At 64.0% G+C, this 19,373-nt stretch carries 18 protein-coding genes; 10 read left to right on the top strand and 8 right to left on the bottom strand.

Features of this window, described 5'->3' with window-relative positions:
* The first annotated feature begins 39 nt into the window (after positions 1-39).
* The 3 genes from J0J06_RS05760 (at position 40) to J0J06_RS05750 (ending at position 3,303) form a co-directional block, all read left to right on the top strand.
* Positions 40-1,869, top strand: coding sequence for a M2 family metallopeptidase (locus J0J06_RS05760; protein ID WP_294040367.1), 1,830 nt, complete (start codon positions 40-42; stop codon positions 1,867-1,869).
* A complete protein-coding gene (locus tag J0J06_RS05755) occupies positions 1,869-2,558 on the top strand; it encodes an SIMPL domain-containing protein (RefSeq protein ID WP_294040366.1) in 690 nt (229 codons plus the stop codon). The genes J0J06_RS05760 and J0J06_RS05755 overlap by 1 nt, the downstream gene beginning before the upstream one ends.
* 193 nt (positions 2,559-2,751) lie before the next feature.
* Positions 2,752-3,303: a hypothetical protein gene (locus tag J0J06_RS05750; protein ID WP_294040365.1), complete on the top strand. Its 552-nt coding sequence runs from the start codon at positions 2,752-2,754 to the stop codon at positions 3,301-3,303.
* A gap of 34 nt (positions 3,304-3,337) precedes the next feature.
* Here J0J06_RS05750 and J0J06_RS05745 read toward each other — a convergent pair whose 3' ends face one another.
* The 3 genes from J0J06_RS05745 to J0J06_RS05735 all read right to left on the bottom strand — a co-directional run bounded on the left by J0J06_RS05745 (position 3,338) and on the right by J0J06_RS05735 (position 5,859).
* Complete coding sequence (locus tag J0J06_RS05745) at positions 3,338-4,774, bottom strand: AMP nucleosidase (RefSeq protein ID WP_294040364.1); 1,437 nt, start codon at positions 4,772-4,774, stop codon at positions 3,338-3,340.
* Between the two features lie 45 nt (positions 4,775-4,819).
* The gene (locus tag J0J06_RS05740) at positions 4,820-5,278 is read right to left on the bottom strand and encodes a hypothetical protein (RefSeq protein WP_294040363.1); all 459 of its coding nucleotides are present in this window, start codon (positions 5,276-5,278) and stop codon (positions 4,820-4,822) included.
* Between the two features lie 98 nt (positions 5,279-5,376).
* Positions 5,377-5,859 (bottom strand): peroxiredoxin, encoded by a 483-nt coding sequence (locus J0J06_RS05735; RefSeq protein WP_294040362.1) that lies wholly within the window; start codon positions 5,857-5,859, stop codon positions 5,377-5,379.
* A gap of 97 nt (positions 5,860-5,956) precedes the next feature.
* Between J0J06_RS05735 and J0J06_RS05730 the strand changes: the two genes are divergently transcribed.
* Together J0J06_RS05730 and ahcY are read left to right on the top strand one after the other, a co-directional pair.
* Positions 5,957-6,517 (top strand): YqgE/AlgH family protein, encoded by a 561-nt coding sequence (locus J0J06_RS05730; protein ID WP_294040361.1) that lies wholly within the window; start codon positions 5,957-5,959, stop codon positions 6,515-6,517.
* Positions 6,518-6,728: 211 nt separating this feature from the next.
* Complete coding sequence (ahcY, locus tag J0J06_RS05725; RefSeq protein ID WP_294040360.1) at positions 6,729-8,135, top strand: adenosylhomocysteinase; 1,407 nt, start codon at positions 6,729-6,731, stop codon at positions 8,133-8,135.
* Positions 8,136-8,206: 71 nt separating this feature from the next.
* Here ahcY and J0J06_RS05720 read toward each other — a convergent pair whose 3' ends face one another.
* Genes J0J06_RS05720 through J0J06_RS05710 form a run of 3 tightly spaced genes read right to left on the bottom strand, consistent with a single transcriptional unit; the run spans position 8,207 to position 11,414 of the window.
* The gene (locus J0J06_RS05720) at positions 8,207-8,926 is read right to left on the bottom strand and encodes a hypothetical protein (RefSeq protein WP_294040359.1); all 720 of its coding nucleotides are present in this window, start codon (positions 8,924-8,926) and stop codon (positions 8,207-8,209) included.
* Positions 8,926-9,510 carry a TadE/TadG family type IV pilus assembly protein gene (locus tag J0J06_RS05715; RefSeq protein WP_294040848.1) on the bottom strand — a complete coding sequence of 195 codons (585 nt, stop codon included), beginning with the start codon at positions 9,508-9,510 and terminating at the stop codon, positions 8,926-8,928. Before J0J06_RS05715 ends, J0J06_RS05720 begins: the two co-directional genes overlap by 1 nt.
* Positions 9,510-11,414, bottom strand: coding sequence for a TadE/TadG family type IV pilus assembly protein (locus tag J0J06_RS05710; RefSeq protein WP_294040358.1), 1,905 nt, complete (start codon positions 11,412-11,414; stop codon positions 9,510-9,512). The genes J0J06_RS05715 and J0J06_RS05710 overlap by 1 nt, the downstream gene beginning before the upstream one ends.
* Positions 11,415-11,489: 75 nt before the next feature.
* On the opposite strand from J0J06_RS05710, the gene J0J06_RS05705 reads away from it, so the two are divergent.
* Positions 11,490-12,146: a squalene/phytoene synthase family protein gene (locus J0J06_RS05705; protein WP_294040357.1), complete on the top strand. Its 657-nt coding sequence runs from the start codon at positions 11,490-11,492 to the stop codon at positions 12,144-12,146.
* Between the two features lie 60 nt (positions 12,147-12,206).
* On the top strand, positions 12,207-12,689 hold the full coding sequence (locus tag J0J06_RS05700; protein ID WP_294040356.1) for an EF-hand domain-containing protein: 483 nt from the start codon (positions 12,207-12,209) through the stop codon (positions 12,687-12,689).
* On the opposite strand, the gene trmFO is transcribed toward J0J06_RS05700, so the two are convergent.
* Together trmFO and argJ are read right to left on the bottom strand one after the other, a co-directional pair.
* Positions 12,686-13,996 (bottom strand): methylenetetrahydrofolate--tRNA-(uracil(54)-C(5))-methyltransferase (FADH(2)-oxidizing) TrmFO, encoded by a 1,311-nt coding sequence (gene trmFO / locus J0J06_RS05695; RefSeq protein WP_294040355.1) that lies wholly within the window; start codon positions 13,994-13,996, stop codon positions 12,686-12,688. The two genes, J0J06_RS05700 and trmFO, sit on opposite strands and share 4 nt — an antisense overlap.
* Positions 13,996-15,222 (bottom strand): bifunctional glutamate N-acetyltransferase/amino-acid acetyltransferase ArgJ, encoded by a 1,227-nt coding sequence (gene argJ, locus J0J06_RS05690; protein ID WP_294040354.1) that lies wholly within the window; start codon positions 15,220-15,222, stop codon positions 13,996-13,998. Before argJ ends, trmFO begins: the two co-directional genes overlap by 1 nt.
* 101 nt (positions 15,223-15,323) lie before the next feature.
* On the opposite strand from argJ, the gene J0J06_RS05685 reads away from it, so the two are divergent.
* The 3 genes from J0J06_RS05685 (at position 15,324) to secA (ending at position 19,338) form a co-directional block, all read left to right on the top strand.
* Complete coding sequence (locus J0J06_RS05685) at positions 15,324-16,151, top strand: energy transducer TonB (protein WP_294040353.1); 828 nt, start codon at positions 15,324-15,326, stop codon at positions 16,149-16,151.
* Positions 16,152-16,245: 94 nt separating this feature from the next.
* Entirely contained in the window at positions 16,246-16,500 is a 255-nt protein-coding gene (locus J0J06_RS05680; RefSeq protein WP_294040352.1) for a hypothetical protein, read from the top strand.
* A 96-nt stretch (positions 16,501-16,596) separates the two neighbouring features.
* The gene (secA, locus tag J0J06_RS05675) at positions 16,597-19,338 is read left to right on the top strand and encodes a preprotein translocase subunit SecA (protein WP_294040351.1); all 2,742 of its coding nucleotides are present in this window, start codon (positions 16,597-16,599) and stop codon (positions 19,336-19,338) included.
* Positions 19,339-19,373: the final 35 nt, after the last annotated feature.

Genomic DNA, 19,373 nt, shown 5'->3' with positions numbered 1-19,373 from the left:
CATATCAGTGTCTGAGCTTCACATTCGGGGAGTCGTCCAATGATCCGCACCGCCGTGGCGTCTAGCCTTGCGCTCGCCCTGGTCCTGTCGGGCGCCGTCGCGATCGCCAGCCAGGCGAACGAGGGCACGGAGCCGACCGCAGCCGACGCCGACAAGTTCACCGCCGACGCCGAAAAGACTCTGGCCGAGGCGTCGATCGAGGGCAATCAGGTCGGCTGGGTCAACGCGACCTACATCACCGACGACACCGATGCGCTGGCGGCGCGGGTGGGCGCGAAGCTGACCTTGCTTGGCGTCAAATATGCCGGTGAGGCGGCGAAATATCAGAAGGTCGCGGGACTTTCCCCCGACACCAAGCGCAAGCTCGACCTCCTACGCAATAGTCTTACGCTTCCCGCGCCATCGACGCTCGGCGCGGCCGACAAGCTGTCGCGGATCGCGACCAGGCTGCAGTCTGATTACGGGAAAGGGAGGGGGACACTCGACGGTAAGCCGATCAACGGGTCGGACATCGAAGCGGCGATGGGCACGACGCGCGATCCGGCGAAGTTGCAGGAGATGTGGACGAGCTGGAACGACAATGTCGGCGCGCCGTCCAAGGCGAATTATGCGGAGATGGTCGGGATCGCCAACGAAGGGGCGGCCGAGCTCGGCTACAAGGATGTCGGCGCGATGTGGCGGTCGGGCTACGACATGACGCCTGAGCAGTTCGCGGCGATGACCGACCGGCTGTGGAAGCAGGTCGAGCCGCTCTACAAGTCGCTCCACACCTATGTCCGCTGGAAGCTGAACGAGAAATATGGCGATGCGGTCCAGCCCAAGACCGGCCCGATCCGCGCCGACCTGCTGGGCAATATGTGGGCGCAGGAATGGGGCAACATCTATGACATCGTCGCGCCCAAGGGGGCGGGCGACATCGGTTACGATACCGGCGCACTCCTTCGCGAGAAGGGTTACGACCCGATCAAGATGGTGAAGACCGGCGAGGGCTTCTATTCCTCGCTCGGCTTCGCACCGTTGCCCGACACGTTCTGGACGCGATCACAGATCACCAAGCCCGCCGACCGCGAAGTGGTGTGTCACGCATCGGCATGGGACATCGACAACAAGACCGATGTCCGCATCAAGATGTGCACGAAGGTCAATGCCGACGACTTCGTGACGATCCATCACGAGCTGGGGCATAATTATTACCAGCGCGCGTACATGAACCAGTCGTTCCTCTATCAGAACGGCGCCAATGACGGGTTCCACGAAGCCATCGGCGATTTCGTCGCGCTGTCGATCACGCCCGATTACCTGGTCAAGATCGGCCTGCTCGATCCGTCGAAGGTCCCGAGCGCGGACAAGGACACCGGGCTGCTGCTCCGCCAGGCGATGGACAAGGTCGCGTTCCTGCCGTTCGGCCTGCTGGTCGACAAATGGCGCTGGGGCGTGTTCGATGGCAGCATCAAGCCTGACAATTATCAGGGCGCGTGGGATTCGCTGCGGCTGCAATATCAGGGGATCAAGCCGCCCGTCGCGCGCGACGCCACGCGGTTCGACGCCGGGGCAAAATATCACATCCCCGCGAACACACCCTATACGCGTTATTTCCTGGCGCGGTTGCTGCAGTTCCAATTCTATCAGGCGGCGTGCAAGCAGGCCGGTTGGACTGGGCCGCTGCATCGCTGTTCGTTCTACGGCAACAAGCAGGTCGGCGCGAACCTTCAGAAAATGCTGGAGATGGGCCAGTCGAAGCCATGGCCCGACGCGTTGCAGGCGTTCACTGGGAGCCGCGAGATTTCGGGGCAAGCTCTGGTCGATTATTTTGCGCCACTGAAGAAATGGCTGGACCAACAGAATAAGGGAAAACCGAGCGGATGGTGATGGCACCTTTATGGCTGGCGCTCGCGCTGGCGGGCGCGGCAAACGAGCCGGTGACGGTCGAAGTCGTCGCGGTCGGGCACGTCGATGCGCCGGCGACCCGATTCGTCCTAGCGGTCGACCTGACCGCGACCGGCGATACTGAGGCCAAGGCGAAGGCGGCGCTGGCGACGAAGAAGGCTGCGTTGCTCCAGCAACTGTCCGCCGCCGGCGCGACGCTGGTTCCCGAAGAATCGGGCGCGACCAAGGCCGCGTCGATCAAGCTCGACGCTTTCGAAACCTCTACCGACAAGACCGAGGAAAAACCGAGCGCGTCCGAAAGCTTCTCGGTCCAGGCGACGACGCGCGTGGCGATCAACGCAGCGCGCGAGTTCGTAAGCAGGACGGAGGGCGCGAGCGCCGATCAGGCTCCGGTCAGTTCGATCAGCGACACGACGGTCGCGAACCGCGCGGCCAAACGGGATGCGATCGCCAAGGCCAAGCTCGACGCGCAGAATTATGCCGACTCGCTCGGTTACGCCAACGCGACGGTGGTCAAAGTCAGCGAACGCGGTGATCTCGGCACGTTGGTCAGCTACGGCATGTCGATCGCGGCGCGCGGTCCCAAAAACATATTCGAGCCGTCGCGCGGCGACACCGTGCCGATCGACGTGGCCGTGACCGTGACCTTCCGGCTCGACGGCAAGAAATGATGTGACGCGCCGCCGGGGTCAGACCCCGGCGTGCGTTCAGTCGCTATTTCCGGAGAAAAACGCCGCGAGCTTGGCGAGGAACCCGCGCTTGCGTTGCGGCGTGTCGGACTTCGAAATCGCCGGAGCGGGGGAAGGCACCGGCGTCGGTTCGGGTACTACCGCAACGGGTTCGGGTGTCGCGACAGCTTCGACCGTGGGCGTCGCCTTCGGTTTGGCTGACGCTTTGGGTTTTGCGGCGGCTTTTGGTTTGGTTGCCGCCTTAACAGCGGGTTTCGGCGTCGCTGCAGCCTTCGGCTTGGCGGCAGGTTTCGCCGCTGCGGTAGCCTTTGGCTTAGCGGCCGGCTTTGCCTTCGCCACCGTTTTCGTGCTTGCGGCTGGCGTCGGTTCGGCGGCGGTTTTTGGCGCGGCCGACTTAGCGGACGCGACGGGCTTCGTGGCCGCCTTGGCCTTGGGTGCGACCTTGGCCTTCGGCGCGGCCGCAGTAACGCCGGCGGGCTTGGCGGCAGGTTTCGCGGCTGCCTTGGGTTTGGCCGGAGCCTTGGCTGCAGGCTTCGCCGTCGCCGCCGGCTTGGCGGTCGGGCCCTTGGGCTTGGTCGGCGTCTTGGTCGTGGCGGGCTTTGCCGCAGCCTCGGCCTTTGCGGCTGCAGGCTTTGCAGCCGCCGCCTTGGGTTTGGTCGTGCCGGTCTTTTTCGGAGTCGTGGCCATCGCGGATTCCCTGTTCTTCGTCCCGATTCTCAATGCATAACAGATCGTTCCGTCGCGACCAGCCCGCACCTTCCCTAACGGAAGGGCGGTTCGTTGAATGCGCGCAGTTTGCGACTGTGGAGCTTGGCGCCCTCAAGCCGTAATTCCTCGCACGTCTGGATGCCGATACGCATGTGCTCGGCGATCGCGCGTTCGTAGAATGCGTTGGCCTGGCCGGGCAGCTTGAGTTCGCCGTGGAGCGGCTTGTCCGACACGCACAGCAGCGTCCCGTACGGCACGCGGAAGCGATAGCCCTGCGCCGCGATCGTCGCCGATTCCATGTCGATCCCGGCTGCGCGGCTGAGCGAGAAACGCAACGCCGATTTGGTATAACGCAACTCCCAGTTGCGGTCGTCGGTGGTGACGATCGTGCCGGTGCGCAGCCGCCGCTTTAGCTCTTCACCGGACTGGCCGCTGATCTTTTCCGCCGCGCGCGCCATCGCCACCTGCACCTCGGCGATCGCCGGAACGGGGATTTCGGGGGGCAGCACGTCGTCGAGCACGTGATCGTCGCGCAGATAGGCGTGGGCGAGGACATAGTCGCCGATCCGCTGGCTCGGCCGCAGCCCGCCGCAATGCCCGATCATCAGCCAGGCCTCGGGCCGCAGCACCGCGAGATGGTCGCAGATCGTCTTGGCGTTCGACGGCCCGACGCCGATATTCACCAGCGTGATGCCGGTATGGTCGTCGGCCATCAAGTGATAGGCGGGCATCTGATGCCGCCGCCACGCGCTGGTGTCGGCCATCGCCGCCTCCAGATCGTCGCCCGCGTGCAGCAACACGCCGCCCGCGCCCGACACGCCGGTAAAGCGGCTGCCTTCGCCCAGTTGCGCGAACGCCCAGCGGACGAATTCGTCGACATAGCGGTGATAGTTGGTGAACAGCACGAAGCGCTGGACGTGTTCGGGTGGGGTGCCGGTATAGTGCCGCAACCGCGCGAGGCTGAAATCGGTGCGCAGGCCATCGAACAGCGCAAGCGGGCGCGCTTCGTTGGGCGTCAGCAGGCCGTCGGCAATCTCGTCGCCGATATGGGCGAGCTCGGTCGCCGGGAACCAGCGTGCGAGTTCCAGCACGGAGATCGTCTCCAGCGCGCTGACCTGTTCGGCGTCGAGCACGTAGGGAAAGGGGATCTCCTGCCGGCCCGGCACCGCGGAGACCTCGACGTCGTAATCCTCGATCAGCAGCGTGAGTTGTTCGGTGAGGTAGTCGGCGAAGATCGCCGGCTTGGTCACGCTGATGCGGTAATCGCCCGCCTCCGACAGCCGTCCGAAAGATCGCAGCGGGGCTGGGCGATCATCATTGCCGCGATAGACCAGGCGTATTTCGGGATAGGCATAGGAGCCGTCGATGCGCGCTTCAGGCGCGGGCGTCTTGCCGGAGGTGATGTAATCGGTCAGCGCAGCCTTCAAGCGCGCGACGGATGCGGTGTAGAGCCGATCGAGTTCGGCGACGATCTCGGAAGCCTGCGTCATCTCCTGCGGCTAAAGCAGGAGAGTGACGCTGGCAAGTCGGTGGCGTTACGGCTTCTTCGGGGCCGCCGGTTTGCGTGCGGCGGGCTTGCGGGCTGCCGGCTTGCGCGCGGCGGGTTTGGCGGCTGCCGTGGTTTTCGGCGCGGCGGCGGATTTCTTGCCCGATTTCAGCTTGGTCGCGGCATAGGCGCCCCCGGCGATCGTCGCGGCGGCCCCGGCCGCGATCCCGGCCGCGACCTTCGGATTGTCCTTCGCGGCCTTGACCGCCTTGCTCGCGCCGTCGCTGATCGCGACCTGCGCCTTGTTCAGGAGGACGCCGGCTTCCTTCTGCGCCTTGTCGAGCAGCTTGGCGCCCTCCTTCTGGGCGCGGTCGAGCAGGACGTTCGCTTCCTTCTGCGCGCGGGCGAGCAGTTTTTCGGCGTCGACCCAGTGCTTGCTGGCGGTTGATTTCGCCGCGGCGGCGGGCTTTGCGCGGGCGGGGGTCGTGGGCTTCTTCGCGTCAGCCATCTTTACTCTCCGAAATTGCCAAGATTACGGTTTCGAGAACGCCAGGATTACACCAAGCGTTCCAGGAACCGAGTCTTTTGTTTCGGAGGCGCGACGAATCAGAGCTGTTCGAGCAAGTGCTCCGCCGAGCTGACGTTGAACTCGCCCGGCGCTTCCACATTGAGTTCGGTGACGACGCCGTCGTCGACGATCATCGAATAACGCTGGCTGCGCTCGCCCATGCCGAATTTGCTGCCGTCCATCGTCAGCCCGACCGCCTTGGCGAAATCGCCGTTGCCGTCGGCGAGCATTGTCACCTTGCCGGCAGCCTCATTGGCCTTGCCCCAGGCACCCATCACGAACGCGTCGTTGACCGAGGTGAAAGCGATCTCATCGACGCCCTTCGCCTTGATCTCCTCGGCCTTGTCGAGGAAGCCGGGCAAGTGACGCGCCGAACAAGTAGGCGTGAACGCACCCGGCACCGCGACGAGCGCGACCTTGCGGCCTGCAAAGAACTCGTCGGAGCTGACCGCTTCCGGCCCGTTCTCGGTCGCCTTGACGATGGTGGTCGAGGGCAGCTTGTCGCCGACGGAAACGGTCATGTCATCTTCTCCCTAAAAGTGTCGTGAGCCACTTGGCATGCCGGCGCGTAATTTCAAGCGGTGACGAAGCGGTGACGCTCCGCTTAAGATAGCGGGCATGGAGTCGGCGCGTTTTCTGGTCGGACAATTCCTGCTCGCGATGCCGGGGATCGGCGATCCGCGGTTCGACCATGCCGTGATAGCGATGTGCGGGCATGACGAGGACGGCGCGATCGGTATCGGCATCGGCGCCGAGATCGACGGTCTTGGACTGCACGACGTGCTCGACCAGTTCGAGATCGATCATGGCGTCGCGCCCGATGCGCCGGTCCATTTCGGCGGCCCGGTCGAGCCACGGCGAGGATTCGTGATCCATTCGACCGATTGGGGAGGGCAGGACACGATCGACGTCGCGGGACGCTGGTCGCTGTCGGGCACGGTCGATGTGCTGCACGCGATTGCCGAGGGGGCGGGGCCGAGTCGGTGGGTCGTTGCCTTGGGCTATGCCGGGTGGGGCGCGGGGCAGCTTGACGGCGAGATGTTGCGTCACGGCTGGTTCAACGTGACGGCGGATGAAAGCCTGATCTATGACACGCCGGCGGACGATCGCTGGGCCGCGGGGTTCGCTAGCGCGGGGATCGATCCTCGCCTGCTCGCGCCGGAGACCGGCAGGGCGTGAGCCAGCCGCTCGACCGTCCCTTGTGGAATGCACCGCGGACGGGCCGAGCGCACCTGGCGTAGGGTAATCAACTATCGTCGCGACTAGGGCGAGGACATGGCCGCGACTATCTTGGCGAAAGACATATAAAGAAATCTTTATATGCTTATTGCAATCCGGGGCGCATCGCTGTAGGGCGCGCGGCATCAATCCAATTTCGGAGAATTCTGACGTGGCCACCGTGCTCGACCGTGCAACCGATTATGTCGTGAAGGACATTTCCCTCGCCGATTTCGGCCGCAAGGAAATCGACATCGCCGAGACCGAGATGCCGGGTCTGATGGCGCTCCGTCAGGAATTCGGCGCCAGCCAGCCGCTGAAGGGTGCGCGCATCACCGGTTCGCTGCACATGACGATCCAGACCGCTGTCCTGATCGAGACGCTGACCGCGCTGGGCGCGAAGGTTCGCTGGGCAACCTGCAACATCTACTCGACCCAGGACCATGCCGCCGCCGCCATCGCGGCGTCGGGCGTGCCGGTGTTCGCGGTGAAGGGCGAGAGCCTGGCCGAATATTGGGACTATGTCGGCTCGATCTTCGATTGGGGCGACGAGACCTGCAACATGATCCTCGACGACGGCGGCGACGCGACGATGTTCGCACTGTGGGGCGCCAAGCTCGAAGCCGGCCAGTCGTTCGGCGAGCCCGAGAATGACGAGGAAGTCGAGATGCAGCGCGCGGTGAAGGAATTCATCAAGCGCAAGCCTGGCTACCTCACCGAGACCGTCAAGAACATCAAGGGCGTGTCGGAAGAGACGACCACCGGCGTCCACCGCCTGTACGCGATCGCGAAGAAGGGCGAACTGCCGTTCCCGGCGATCAACGTCAACGACAGCGTGACCAAGTCGAAGTTCGACAACCTTTATGGCTGCAAGGAATCCTTGGTCGACGCCATCCGTCGCGGCACCGACGTGATGCTGGCCGGCAAGGTCGCGACCGTCGCCGGCTTCGGCGATGTCGGCAAGGGATCGGCGGCGTCGCTGCGCAACGGCGGCGCGCGCGTGCTGGTGACGGAGATCGACCCGATCTGCGCCCTGCAGGCGGCGATGGAAGGCTATGAGGTGGTCACGATGGAGGAAGCAGTCACGCGCTCCGACATCTTCGTCACCGCGACCGGCAACGCCGACGTCATCACCGCCGAGCATATGGCGGGAATGAAGAACATGGCGATCGTCTGCAACATCGGCCATTTCGACAGTGAGATCCAGATTTCGGGCCTGTCGAATTACAAGTGGACCGAGGTGAAGCCGCAGGTCGATCTGGTCGAATTCCCCGACGGCAAGCAGATCATCATCCTGTCGAAGGGCCGGCTGGTGAACCTGGGCAACGCGACCGGCCATCCGTCGTTCGTGATGTCGTCGAGCTTCACCAACCAGACGCTGGCGCAGATCGAGTTGTTCACCAAGGCGAACGAGTACAAGAACGACGTTTATGTCCTGCCGAAGCACCTGGACGAGAAGGTCGCTGAACTGCACCTCGAAAAGCTGGGCGTGAAGCTGACCAAGCTGTCGCAGAAGCAAGCGGACTATATCGGCGTGCCGGTCGAAGGGCCGTTCAAGCCGGATCACTACCGCTACTAAGGCTCGGCCCGAACGGGCAAGGAAAAGGCCGCGTTTCCGATCGGGAGCGCGGCCTTTTCATGTTCGGCGGATCAGGCCGGGTAGAGGTTGCAGGTCGCCCGCGTCGCGGTCGGCGAGGGGTTGTAGATCTGCGTGAAGTCGCGATTGTCGCGCACCACGAACGACGCGAGGTAGTGAATGCGCATCGGACCGAACAGCCAATTGCCGACGATGGGCTGATAATCGTAGTTGATCTCCACGAAGATCACGCCGCCGCTGGTCGGGGCCTGGACCTGCGCGCCGGGGTCGCCCATTCCATTGGGGGCGAGCGTTCCGGCATTTGCGGGGGTGGTGTCGGTACCCGCCGTCACGGTCGTCGTCCCGTAGCTCGAATCGTAGTTGGTGCCCGATTTCGTTCCGATGCAGCGCTGCCAATGGATGCGTTGGGTGCCGCTCGAATCCTTTTCGAGGCTCGACATGGTGATGCGGCCGTTGGTCGTCAGGCCGATGCTGGAACCCTGGTTCTTCGCCGCTACCAGCACGTCGTTCAAGTCGATCTCGCGCAACTGCTCGATGTTCGCGCCGCTGATCAACCCGACGCGCGAGCCGTTGTCGGCGAGGCTGAGTGCGATCTGGCTGATCTTGAGGTTGATCAGCGCCTGATTGGCGGTCTCGACACCGTAAAGCCCGATCATCAGCACGATCGGCGCGGAGAACGCGAATTCGAGCATCGCGAGACCGCTGGTGTCGCGAGACAGCCGGCGGCGCATGCGCGCGAGCGCCGAGAAAGCGGTGCGAGCCTTGGAGATCATCATGTGCATATCGTCGCGGGAGTCACCACCGTCTGTGACGCATAGGGTTGGTTCTTGAGCAGGGTCGACGCGGTGATCGTCTGCGTGCTCGGCCAGCCGAACAGGCCGGTGACGGGAAAAAGATGGGGATAGGTGACCGTGGCGGTGTAGACCGTGACGTCGTTGGCGCCGCCTTGACCGGTCATGCCCGGATCGGCATCCCATTGCTTGTTGCCGTTGACGTCCGTGTAGCACTCGCCAGTGTCGCGCACGCCATTGCCGTTGGTATCGGTGAACGGCTCCGGCTTGATGACGCTGAACGAGCTGTAGTTCTTGCGCGTGAAGCTGATCGTCGCATTCTGCGCAATGTTCTTCACCATCGCCGACACCTTGCCGTCGATCGTCGCGGTGGCGTTGGCGCCGCCCTGGATCGCGGAGTCCCGCCCGGCCTTTTGCATCGCGCCGTTGAGGATCGATTGCGCGTAGACCTGATAGCCGAGATCGCCGATGCCCATCATCATCAGGATCATCACGGGCGCGACGATCGCGAATTCGACGATCGTCGCGCCGCGCGTATCGCGACGGAGGGAGCGGAGCGCACGCATCACTGCGAAATCCGGAGCAGCGCGATCTGCTTGGCGATGTCCTGGAACGCCTGGTTCAGGGAAGCATTGTCGCTGGCGTAATAGGCCTTGCCCGGCGAAGCGCACTGAGTGAGCTGCGTGGTGAGGGTCTGGCCGAAGCCGATCACGAACACCTTGATGTTGCGCGCCTTCGCCGCCGCGCATTCCGCCAGGAAGCGTGCGTTGTGATAGTTGGTGAGGTTCGACGTCCCGGCCGATCCAGTGACGCGCTTGTCGTAATATTCCATGCCGTACATGCCGTAGATCTTCTCGTTCGGCGCCATGTCGCCGTCGGTCATGAAGACGATATAGCGGTTCGGCGCGTTGCGGCCCGGCCAGGCGGCGGTGTCCGACGCGAAGATGCCGTTGGGTGAGATCATCCGGGTACCCCAGATCATCCCGGTATCGTGATACGTGCCGCCGAGCGCGACGAAATCGACGGCGTTGACGAAGTTGCTGACATCCGTCCGGGTCATCACTGCCAGGCGTGACACCGGCTTGCCGCAGGAATAATATCCGCTGCTCTGGTTGGCGGAATAGTCCATCGGGACCATCGATTGAACCGCGCTGCTGCCGGTATATTCCTTATCACCGAACGCATAAGGCGCGACCGGAGTGGTCGGGAGGCTGCTGTCGCCCGAATAGTCCAACGTCGTATTGCCGCCGCGGTAATATTCGACATCCGGCCACATAGGGCGCCATTTGGTCGAGTCGTTGGTCGGAGCGAGGTCGGGATCGAGGTCGGGTGGCAAGTTGTTGACGTCGAACGTCGCCGATGCGGTCGTATCGCGTTCCTCGATACAGCCGGCCCAGGAACTCTTCGAGCCGTCGATCCGGCTGGGATCGTTGACGGCGTTGCCGGTCTTGAACTGGCTCGTGTCATAGGTGACGGGCTGGTAGCGCCATGTCGGCTTCAGCGGCTGGTTCTTGATCTGACACGTACCGCTGTTGGCCGACGGGAGCTTGGCGACGGTGTACAGTGTGGCCTGGCCGGTAGTGGTAAAACCCGTGGCTGGGGTACGGCCCGCCATCGCGTTGCAATCGGCGTCGGTCTTGCCGGTATAGTTCGTCGTGGACGAATTGCCGTTGTAGGCATCGCCGACGATCTTGCGCGACTGATAGGTCCAGCTGTCGACGATGTTGCTCGGCGACAGGTCGTATAACGCCTTGCCGGCGTTCACTGTCGACGAATAGGTGACGAAGCCGTAGCGGACGTGCGTGGTAGGATCGATATTGGCCGCGATCGTATCGTAGAAATTGAGCACGGCCGTCCGCAGGCCTGAAATCTTCGATCCCGACGCCTCGCGCGATTTATAGCCGGTCGTGCCGTTGGACCGCGTATAAGTATCGACCGCGCCGGTGCAGGTGCCGCCCGACGTGCAGGCCATCGACCCGGTTGTGTCGAGCACGAACATCATGTCGGTGTCGGCGACGTCGTAGCGCGCCTCGCACGTCACGTTCAGCGTGACATCGGGCGCGGAGAACATCTTCATGATGCTCATCGGCACGTTCGCCGACGCCACGCCGCTGACTTGTTGGTCGGTCGTCTTCGAGGGCGTGAAGCTGACCGTGTCGGTCCGCATCCAGCCCGCCTTGAAATTGTTGTTGAACGATGCGCTTGCCTGATTCGTGGCATTCGTGTCGAGCGTAGTCGAGTTCGACGACAGCATTGCCTTGCGCCCGGCGAGCACGCCAGCGTCGCAAGCCTGTTGCAACCGTACCTTGACGACATAGAGTCGCGCGGTGTCGATGCCCGAACCGATCATCGCCGAAATCGGAATCAGCGCGATCGCCATCATCGCCAGCGTGTTGCCGCGCACGTCGCGACGGAGCTTGCCCATGGTGGACGCCGTCCGCACCGCCTTACGATCGTCTGGTTGGATCATCCGCCCCGTTCCGCCCGATAAAATCCTACGAGCGTGCGCTATGGCCTTCGCAGGGATAACGACGCCTAAAGACGAATGGTTAATGTTACGGTGACGACGATCGAGGACCCGGAGCGCGCGCTGGCAATGAGCTATGCTCCAGCGGATCGGCGTGCGGGGTTACGGGCGCTGTTCGCACTCGACGCCGCGCTGGGCCAGGTCCTGCGAACGACGCGGGAGCCGATGGTAGGGCAGATGCGGTTGGCTTGGTGGCGGGAGGCGCTGGCGAAACTCGATACCGCGCCGCCGCCTGCGGAGCCGGTGCTGGAGGCGCTCGCGGCGGACGTGTTGCCGCTCGGACTGACGGGCGAGGCGCTCGCCACGATGAACGACGGTTGGGAATTGCTGCTCGGCCCTGTCGACCAACACGCCATCGATGAATACGGGCGGTTACGGGGCGCAGTCCTGTTCGAGGTGGCTGGAGCCGTGCTCGGTAGCGTCGATGACCCGCTGGCCGAGGCCGGGCGAGGCTGGGCGCTGGCCGATCTCGCCGCGCATCTCAGTGATCCTGTCCTGGCCGGTATCGCGCGAGACGCGGCGCTGCCGCTGCTTGTCGGCGCGACGGCCCGCCGATGGAGCCGGAAGGGCCGGCCGTTGGGGGCACTGACACATATCGCGCGGATGAATCTTGCCGGTCCCGCGACGGCGCGGCGCGTGGCGCGGCTGGCCTGGCACCGGCTTACGGGGCGCTAGTCTTTACCGTCGAGGATTACACGATATTCTATCGCACCTGGGCATCAAGGGGGCGGCGCGATGTGGCGGTATCTGGCGGGGGCTGGCGCAGGGGCTTTGCTGGTCGTGGCGGGGATGATGCTGCAGGCGATGCGGCCGGCGACGGTGGCGCCGCTCGCGGCGATGCCGGCGGCGAGCGCCGCGACCGCCGAGGGCCAGGCCACCGCTGATCCCGCCGTGCCGGAGGCGACGGCCAAGACGCGCGAGGAAAAGCGCTTCAATCGCTATGACAAGGATCGCGACGGATCGATCACACGCGACGAATATCTCGCGTCCCGGAAGAAAGCCTATGCCAAGCTCGACACCAATGGCGACGGCGCGTTGTCGTTCGACGAATGGGCGATCAAGGCCGAAACCAAGTTCGCCACCGCCGACGCCGACAAGTCCGGCGCGATGAACGCGACCGAGTTCGCCACGACGGCGGTCAAGCGTAAGCCCCGCGCCAAGGCGAACTGCCGCGACAAACCGGCGCCCGCGAGCGACAATCGCGACGAAGAATCCTAAGCCGCCATCCACTCCGCGAGCGCGGCGCGGGCACGGTCGGTGTACATCTTCTTGCGATCCGCTTTCTTGGTGCGGCCGGGGATCGGCGGCATCAGCCCGAAATTGACGTTCATCGGCTGGTAGGTCTCGGCCTCCGCTGCGCCGGTGATATGATGCAGCAGTGCCCCCAGGGCCGTCTCGACCGGCGGCGGCGTCATGACGTCACCCCGCAGTTCCGCCGCGGCAAACCGGCCCGCGAGCAACCCAATCGCCGCGCTTTCGACATAGCCCTCGCAGCCCGTGATCTGGCCGGCGAACCGGATGTTGGGCCGCGACTTGAGCCGCAACGTTGGGTCGAGCAATTCGGGCGAGCGGATGAAGGTGTTGCGATGCAGACCGCCCAGCCGTGCGAATTCGGCGTTCTCAAGCCCCGGGATCGTCCGGAACAGCCGCACCTGCTCGGCGTGCTTCAGCTTGGTCTGGAACCCGACGATGTTCCACAGCGTACCGCTGGCATTGTCCTGGCGTAGCTGGACGCAGGCATAGGGCCAGCGCCCGGTGCGCGGATCGTCCAGTCCGACACCCTTCATCGGCCCGAACCGCAACGTCTCCGGCCCGCGCTCCGCCATCACCTCGATCGGCATGCAACCTTCGAAATAGGGCGTGTTCTTTTCCCAGTCGCGAAACTCACCCTTTTCGCCGTCGATCAGGCCCTGGACGAAGGCGTGATACTGGTCCTTGTCGAGCGGGCAGTTGATGTAGTCGTCGCCGCCCTTGTTCCATCGCGCCTGGCGCCACGCGACGCTCATGTCGATGCTGTCGTGATGCACGATCGGGGCGATCGCATCGAAAAAGGCGAGAGCGTCGCTGCCGGTCGCCGCGCCGATGCTGGAGGCCAGGCCAGGGGCGGTGAGGGGGCCGGTGGCGATGATCGCGGGACCCTCCGGCAATGTATCGACGCGTTCGCGGACGATCTCGATATTGGGATGTGCCGCCAGGCGTGCGGTGACGCCGGCCGAAAAGCCCTCACGATCGACCGCCAGCGCCGATCCGGCGGGAACCTTGTGCCGGTCGCCCTCGGCCATGATGATCGAACCGAACGTGCGCATCTCGGCGTGGAGCAGGCCGACGGCGTTGTTCTCTGCGTCGTCCGACCGAAAGCTGTTCGAGCAGACGAGCTCTGCCAGGCTGTCGGTCTGGTGAGCGGGCGACATGTCACCGCCGCCGCGCATTTCGGACAGCTTCACGCGCACGCCCGCCTCGGCGAGCTGCCATGCCGCTTCCGATCCGGCCAGACCGCCGCCGATGATGTGAACCTGATGCGTCATCAGCTGCGATAGTCGGCGTTAATCGAGATGTAGCCGTGGGTCAGGTCGCACGTCCACACCGTTGCCCGGCCATCGCCAAGGCCCAGATCAACGCCGATGTCGATGTCCTGGCCCTTCAAATGGGCCGCGACCGGCGCTTCGTCATAGCCATCGACCGCGAGGCCGTCTTTCGCCACTTGCGTCTCGCCGAAGCGGATGGCGAGCTTGTCGCGCTCGGCGGGTTCGCCCGCCTTGCCGACCGCCATCACCACGCGCCCCCAATTGGCGTCCTCACCGGCGATCGCGGTCTTCACGAGCGGCGAGTTGGCGATGCTCATGCCGATGCGATGCGCGCTGTCGTCACTCTCGGCGCCGGTCACGTCGATGCGGATGAATTTCGACGCGCCCTCACCGTCGCGCACGACCAGGTGAGCGAGTTGCAGGCAGAGATCGTCTAGCGCGGCGCGGAAGGCGTTTGCCCCCGGGTCGCCATTATCGGCGATCGCGACGTTGCCCGCCGCCCCCGTCGCGAAGGCGAGCACGGTGTCGCTGGTCGACGTGTCGCTGTCGACCGTGATGCACGAAAAGCTCTTGGTGTTCGCCGCCGACAGCGCCGATTGCAGCCACGCGGCATCGACCGCCGCGTCGGTGAAGACGAAGCCCAGCATCGTCGCCATGTCGGGCGCGATCATGCCCGACCCCTTGATGATGCCGACCAGGTTGACGGTTTTGTCGCCGATCACGGCTTGCGTTACCGCGACCTTCGCGAAGGTGTCGGTGGTCATGATCGTCTCTGCCGCGACGATCCAGTCGCAGGGGTCGGCGGTGAACGCGGCACTCAAGCCGGCTTCGGCCTTGTCGAGCGGCAGCGGCACGCCGATCACGCCCGTAGAGGCGACGAACACGTCCGAGGGCTGGCAATCGAGACGGCGGGCGACGCGAGCGACGAGGCCTTCGACCGCATACCGTCCACGATCGCCGGTAAAGGCGTTGGAGTTGCCGGCATTGACGACCAGTGCACGCGCACGGCCCAGCACCAGCGCCGCGCGGCACCAATCAACCTCCGGCGAGGCGCATTTACTCTTGGTCGTTACACCGGCGACCGTCGTGCCCGGGGCCAGCTCGACATAGGTCAGGTCGCACCGGTCCCACGTCTTGTAACGCGCCCGCGCGACACGGCGCGTGACGCCGGCGATTTCGGGCAGGTCAGGCAGCGATGACGGGGCGAGGGGAGAGCGGTCGGTCATGCACGCCTCATAAGAGGCCTATTCGATCAAGGCAAAGTGGGTGGATGACAACCAATCGATATCGGCTAGGGTCGAGTAATTCGAGATCGGTTGGTGCAGATATGATGCGACGGGTATTGCTGGGGCTGGCGATGGTGCTGGCATTGCCGACGGCCGGCGCGGCCCAGGACGGACTGGAGCCGACGCACCCGCGGGGAAATATTGGCGACTGGTTCCCGATGGACATCTATCCGCCCGAAGCGAAACGCAAGGGCGAGCAGGGCCGGGTCGTCGCTCAACTTTCGGTCGACAAGACCGGCGCCGCCGTTGCCTGCAAAATCGTCGAGAGCAGCGGTTCGGCTTCGCTGGACGCGCGTACCTGCGAACTGGCGCTTGCCAATGCGCGGTTCGTTCCGGCCAAGGACGCGAGCGGCCGACCTGTCGCATCGACCTACACGTTGCCGGCAGTGAGATGGGAATTGCAGGACAGCCCGCCAACTAAACTGACGGGGCCTTGGCGTGTCGGGGCCAAGATCAAGATCGATTCCGCTGGCAAGATCGTTTCATGCAGTGAGCAACGCACCGGTCCTGCACCGGCAGACGTGCAAATGTGTGCAGTCACGCGCGAAATGCCCCCTGAGTTCGGAACTTTTGCACGCGGCAACTCGACTGCACCAATGACCGAACTCGTTGTAGAGTCATCGCTTGGCATCGATGGGACACCGGCAATCCCAATGACCTACGAAGCTGATGGCCGTGAAGCCATCATGATGATGATCATACATGTTGACGTGAACACGGACGGTAAGGTGTCGAATTGCCGGGTCGAGGCGCAGAGTGGACCGCCCATTACGAACACATGCACTAATCCACCTGGCCCATTTTTGCCTATCGACAAGCCGAGCGGCGTCCGAGTCAAACTCGTCATGTCTCGTCCAACGGCGCAATGATGGCAGACCGTCTCGCATGGCTGGCCAAAATAATTAGACCTTTAACCTCCGCGCCCCTATGTCACCGCGCACGCATCGTCTGTGAAGTAATCGCTTGAACCTGATCCTGCTCCTGTCCGCCCTGCTGTCCGCGCTTAGCGGTTCGGGTGGCGTGCGTGCGCCGGTCACGCCGGCGGCGTTGAGCAGCAGCGTCGCGAGCGTCGTCAAGGCGACGGCGGCAGCGCGGCTTCAGGTGGCGGCGCGGCCGGTTCAGGCGGTCGGTGGTCCTGCTACCAGCGTCACGCCGGAGCTTCGCGCGTTCGCGCTGGCCGATCCGGTTCCCGCCTTCGCGAGCCGCCGGCGCGAATAAGCCGGCTGTCTGGCCTGCGCCGGACCCCTTCACAACGCTGATTTTCCGTGCGGCGTCCCCGGCGCTGCGCGCACTCCATATAACAGGAATACCATCATGCTCGGCGGACTCGCCAAATCCATTTTCGGGTCGTCCAACGATCGTTACGTTAAGTCGCTCGGATCGATCGTCAACAAGATCAACGGCTTCGAACCGTCGCTCAAGGCGATGGACGATGCGACGCTGGCCGATCAGACGGTCAAGTTCCGCGCGCGGCTCGCGAACGGCGAGAAGCTCGACGATTTGCTGCCCGAAGCCTTCGCCACCGTGCGTGAGGCGGCGATGCGCGTGCTCGGCATGCGTCATTTCGACGTGCAGATGATCGGCGGCATCGTCCTCCATCGCGGCGAGATCGCCGAGATGCGGACGGGCGAGGGCAAGACCCTGGTCGCGACGCTGGCGGTCTATCTCAACGCGCTGACCGGAAAGGGCGTCCACGTCATTACCGTCAACGACTATCTGGCGGCGCGCGACGCCGAGTGGATGGGGCGGATCTATAAGTTCCTAGGCATGACGGTCGGCGTCATCATCCCGAACCTGACCGACGAGCAGCGCAAGACGGCCTATGGGTCGGACATCACGTACGGCACGAACAACGAATTCGGCTTCGACTATCTGCGCGACAACATGAAATACGAGCGCGACCAGATGGTGCAGCGTCCGTTCGCGATGGCGATCGTCGACGAAGTCGATTCGGTGCTGATCGACGAAGCGCGCACGCCGCTGATCATCTCCGGCCCGACCGACGACAAGTCGGAACTCTACAAGAGCGTCGATGCGATCGTGAAGCAGCTCGCGCCCGACACCTACGAAAAGGACGAGAAGCAGAAGTCGATCATCCTGACCGAAGACGGCACCGAGGCGGTCGAGCGGATGCTGGAGGCGGCCGGGCTGCTCCAGGGCGATAACCTCTACGATTTCGAAAACACGCAGGTGGTCCACCACCTCAACCAGTCGCTGCGCGCCAACATGATGTTCAAGCGCGACATCGATTACATCGTGAAAGACGGCAAGGTCATCATCATCGACGAGTTCACCGGTCGCATGATGGACGGCAGGCGCTGGTCGGACGGCCTGCACCAGGCGGTCGAGGCGAAGGAGGGCGTCGATATCGAGCCCGAGAACCAGACGATGGCCTCGATCACCTTCCAGAACTATTTCCGCATGTATCCCAAGCTGTCGGGCATGACCGGGACCGCGGCGACCGAAGCGGCGGAGTTCTACGACATCTACAAGATGAACGTCGTGTCGATACCGACCAACGTGCCGGTCAAGCGCGTGGACGAGGAGGACACGTTCTACAAGGACCTGAACGACAAGTTCCGCGGCATCGCGAAGACGATCAAGGAACATGCCGACAAGGGTCAGCCGATCCTGGTCGGCACCGTGTCGATCGAGAAATCCGAAATGCTCTCCGAATTCCTTGTCGAGGAAGGGGTCGAGCACAAGGTGCTCAACGCGCGCTATCACGAGATGGAAGCGCATATCGTGGCGCAGGCGGGCCGCAAGGGCGCGGTCACGATCGCGACCAATATGGCGGGCCGCGGCACCGACATCCAGCTTGGCGGCAACCTGGAGTTCCGCATCGAGGACGAACTCGCCGAAATGCCCGAAGGGCCGGAACGCGACGCCGCGATCGAGCGGATCAAGGCGGAGATCGCCGCAGAGAAGCAGGAAGTGCTCGCGGCCGGTGGTCTGTTCGTGCTCGGCACCGAACGCCACGAAAGCCGTCGCATCGACAATCAGTTGAGAGGCCGTTCGGGCCGCCAGGGCGACCCCGGCCTGTCGCGATTCTATCTGTCGCTGGACGACGACCTGCTGCGTATCTTCGGACCCAACACGCTGTTCGCGAAGATGATGCGCTCCAGCCTGGAGGATGGCGAGGCGCTGCCGCCGTCGCGCTGGATGTCGAAGGCGATCGAGACCGCGCAGAAGAAGGTCGAAGCGCGCAACTACGACATCCGCAAGCAGGTCGTCGAATATGACGACGTGATGAACGACCAGCGCAAGGTCGTCTACGAACAGCGCGCGGACATCATGGATGCCGACGCGGTTGGCGACGTGGTCGAGGATATGCGCGCCGAGACGGTCAATTCGATCGTCGGCGATTCTTGCCCGCCGGGATCCTACCCCGAACAGTGGGACGTCGAGGGCATGAAGGCCAAAGCGACCGAGCTGCTCGGTATTACGCCGCCGGTCGACGATTGGCTCACCGAGGAATCGGTCGATGTCGAGATGGTCGAGGAGCGGCTGCGCGAGGCCGCCGATGCCCTGGTCACGAGCAAGAGCGCGGACATCGATGCCGAAACGTGGACCACGATCGAGAAATCAATCCTGCTGCAGAATCTCGACCACCACTGGAAGGAGCATCTCGCGACGCTCGACGCGCTGCGCCAGGTCATTCACTTGCGCGCCTATGCGCAGAAGACGCCGATCAACGAGTATAAGCAGGAGGCGTTCGCGCTTTTCGAGCGCATGCTGTCGTCGATCCGCGAGGATGTGACTCGCACGCTCGCGCATGCCGAGTTCCGTTTCCAGCCGCCGCCGGAACTGCCTGAGCTGCCCGATTTCATCACGCAGCATTTCGATCCGTTCTCGGGCGAGGACGATACGCGCGATCTCGACGGCGGGGCGCTGGGCACGGTCACCACGACGCTGCCGCCGTTATCCTACGTCCGGCCCGAGGAACCCGATCTGGGCACCGATCCCGCGGAATGGGAGGGCAGGGTCAGCCGCAACGCGCCGTGCCCGTGCGGGTCGGGGTTGAAATACAAGCATTGCCACGGGCAGGCTGCTTAAAACGAAAAAGGCCGGGGAGTGATCCCCGGCCTTTT

Origin of the sequence: Sphingomonas sp. (assembly GCF_017304615.1) — a bacterium.
Lineage (GTDB): Bacteria > Pseudomonadota > Alphaproteobacteria > Sphingomonadales > Sphingomonadaceae > Sphingomonas.
This window is presented reverse-complemented; position numbering and strand designations above follow the sequence as displayed.

Excerpts from the sequence above, each read along its gene's own strand:
- J0J06_RS05760 (WP_294040367.1), top strand. The coding sequence starts at position 40 with ATGATCCGCACCGCCGTGGCGTCTAGCCTTGCGCTCGCCCTGGTCCTG.
- J0J06_RS05755 (WP_294040366.1), top strand. The coding sequence starts at position 1,869 with ATGGCACCTTTATGGCTGGCGCTCGCGCTGGCGGGCGCGGCAAACGAG.
- J0J06_RS05745 (WP_294040364.1), bottom strand. The coding sequence starts at position 4,774 with ATGACGCAGGCTTCCGAGATCGTCGCCGAACTCGATCGGCTCTACACC.
- J0J06_RS05740 (WP_294040363.1), bottom strand. The coding sequence starts at position 5,278 with ATGGCTGACGCGAAGAAGCCCACGACCCCCGCCCGCGCAAAGCCCGCC.
- J0J06_RS05735 (WP_294040362.1), bottom strand. The coding sequence starts at position 5,859 with ATGACCGTTTCCGTCGGCGACAAGCTGCCCTCGACCACCATCGTCAAG.
- J0J06_RS05730 (WP_294040361.1), top strand. The coding sequence starts at position 5,957 with ATGGAGTCGGCGCGTTTTCTGGTCGGACAATTCCTGCTCGCGATGCCG.
- J0J06_RS05720 (WP_294040359.1), bottom strand. The coding sequence starts at position 8,926 with ATGATCTCCAAGGCTCGCACCGCTTTCTCGGCGCTCGCGCGCATGCGC.
- J0J06_RS05715 (WP_294040848.1), bottom strand. The coding sequence starts at position 9,510 with ATGCGTGCGCTCCGCTCCCTCCGTCGCGATACGCGCGGCGCGACGATC.
- J0J06_RS05710 (WP_294040358.1), bottom strand. The coding sequence starts at position 11,414 with ATGATCCAACCAGACGATCGTAAGGCGGTGCGGACGGCGTCCACCATG.
- J0J06_RS05705 (WP_294040357.1), top strand. The coding sequence starts at position 11,490 with ATGGTTAATGTTACGGTGACGACGATCGAGGACCCGGAGCGCGCGCTG.
- J0J06_RS05700 (WP_294040356.1), top strand. The coding sequence starts at position 12,207 with ATGTGGCGGTATCTGGCGGGGGCTGGCGCAGGGGCTTTGCTGGTCGTG.
- trmFO (WP_294040355.1), bottom strand. The coding sequence starts at position 13,996 with ATGACGCATCAGGTTCACATCATCGGCGGCGGTCTGGCCGGATCGGAA.
- argJ (WP_294040354.1), bottom strand. The coding sequence starts at position 15,222 with ATGACCGACCGCTCTCCCCTCGCCCCGTCATCGCTGCCTGACCTGCCC.
- J0J06_RS05685 (WP_294040353.1), top strand. The coding sequence starts at position 15,324 with ATGATGCGACGGGTATTGCTGGGGCTGGCGATGGTGCTGGCATTGCCG.
- secA (WP_294040351.1), top strand. The coding sequence starts at position 16,597 with ATGCTCGGCGGACTCGCCAAATCCATTTTCGGGTCGTCCAACGATCGT.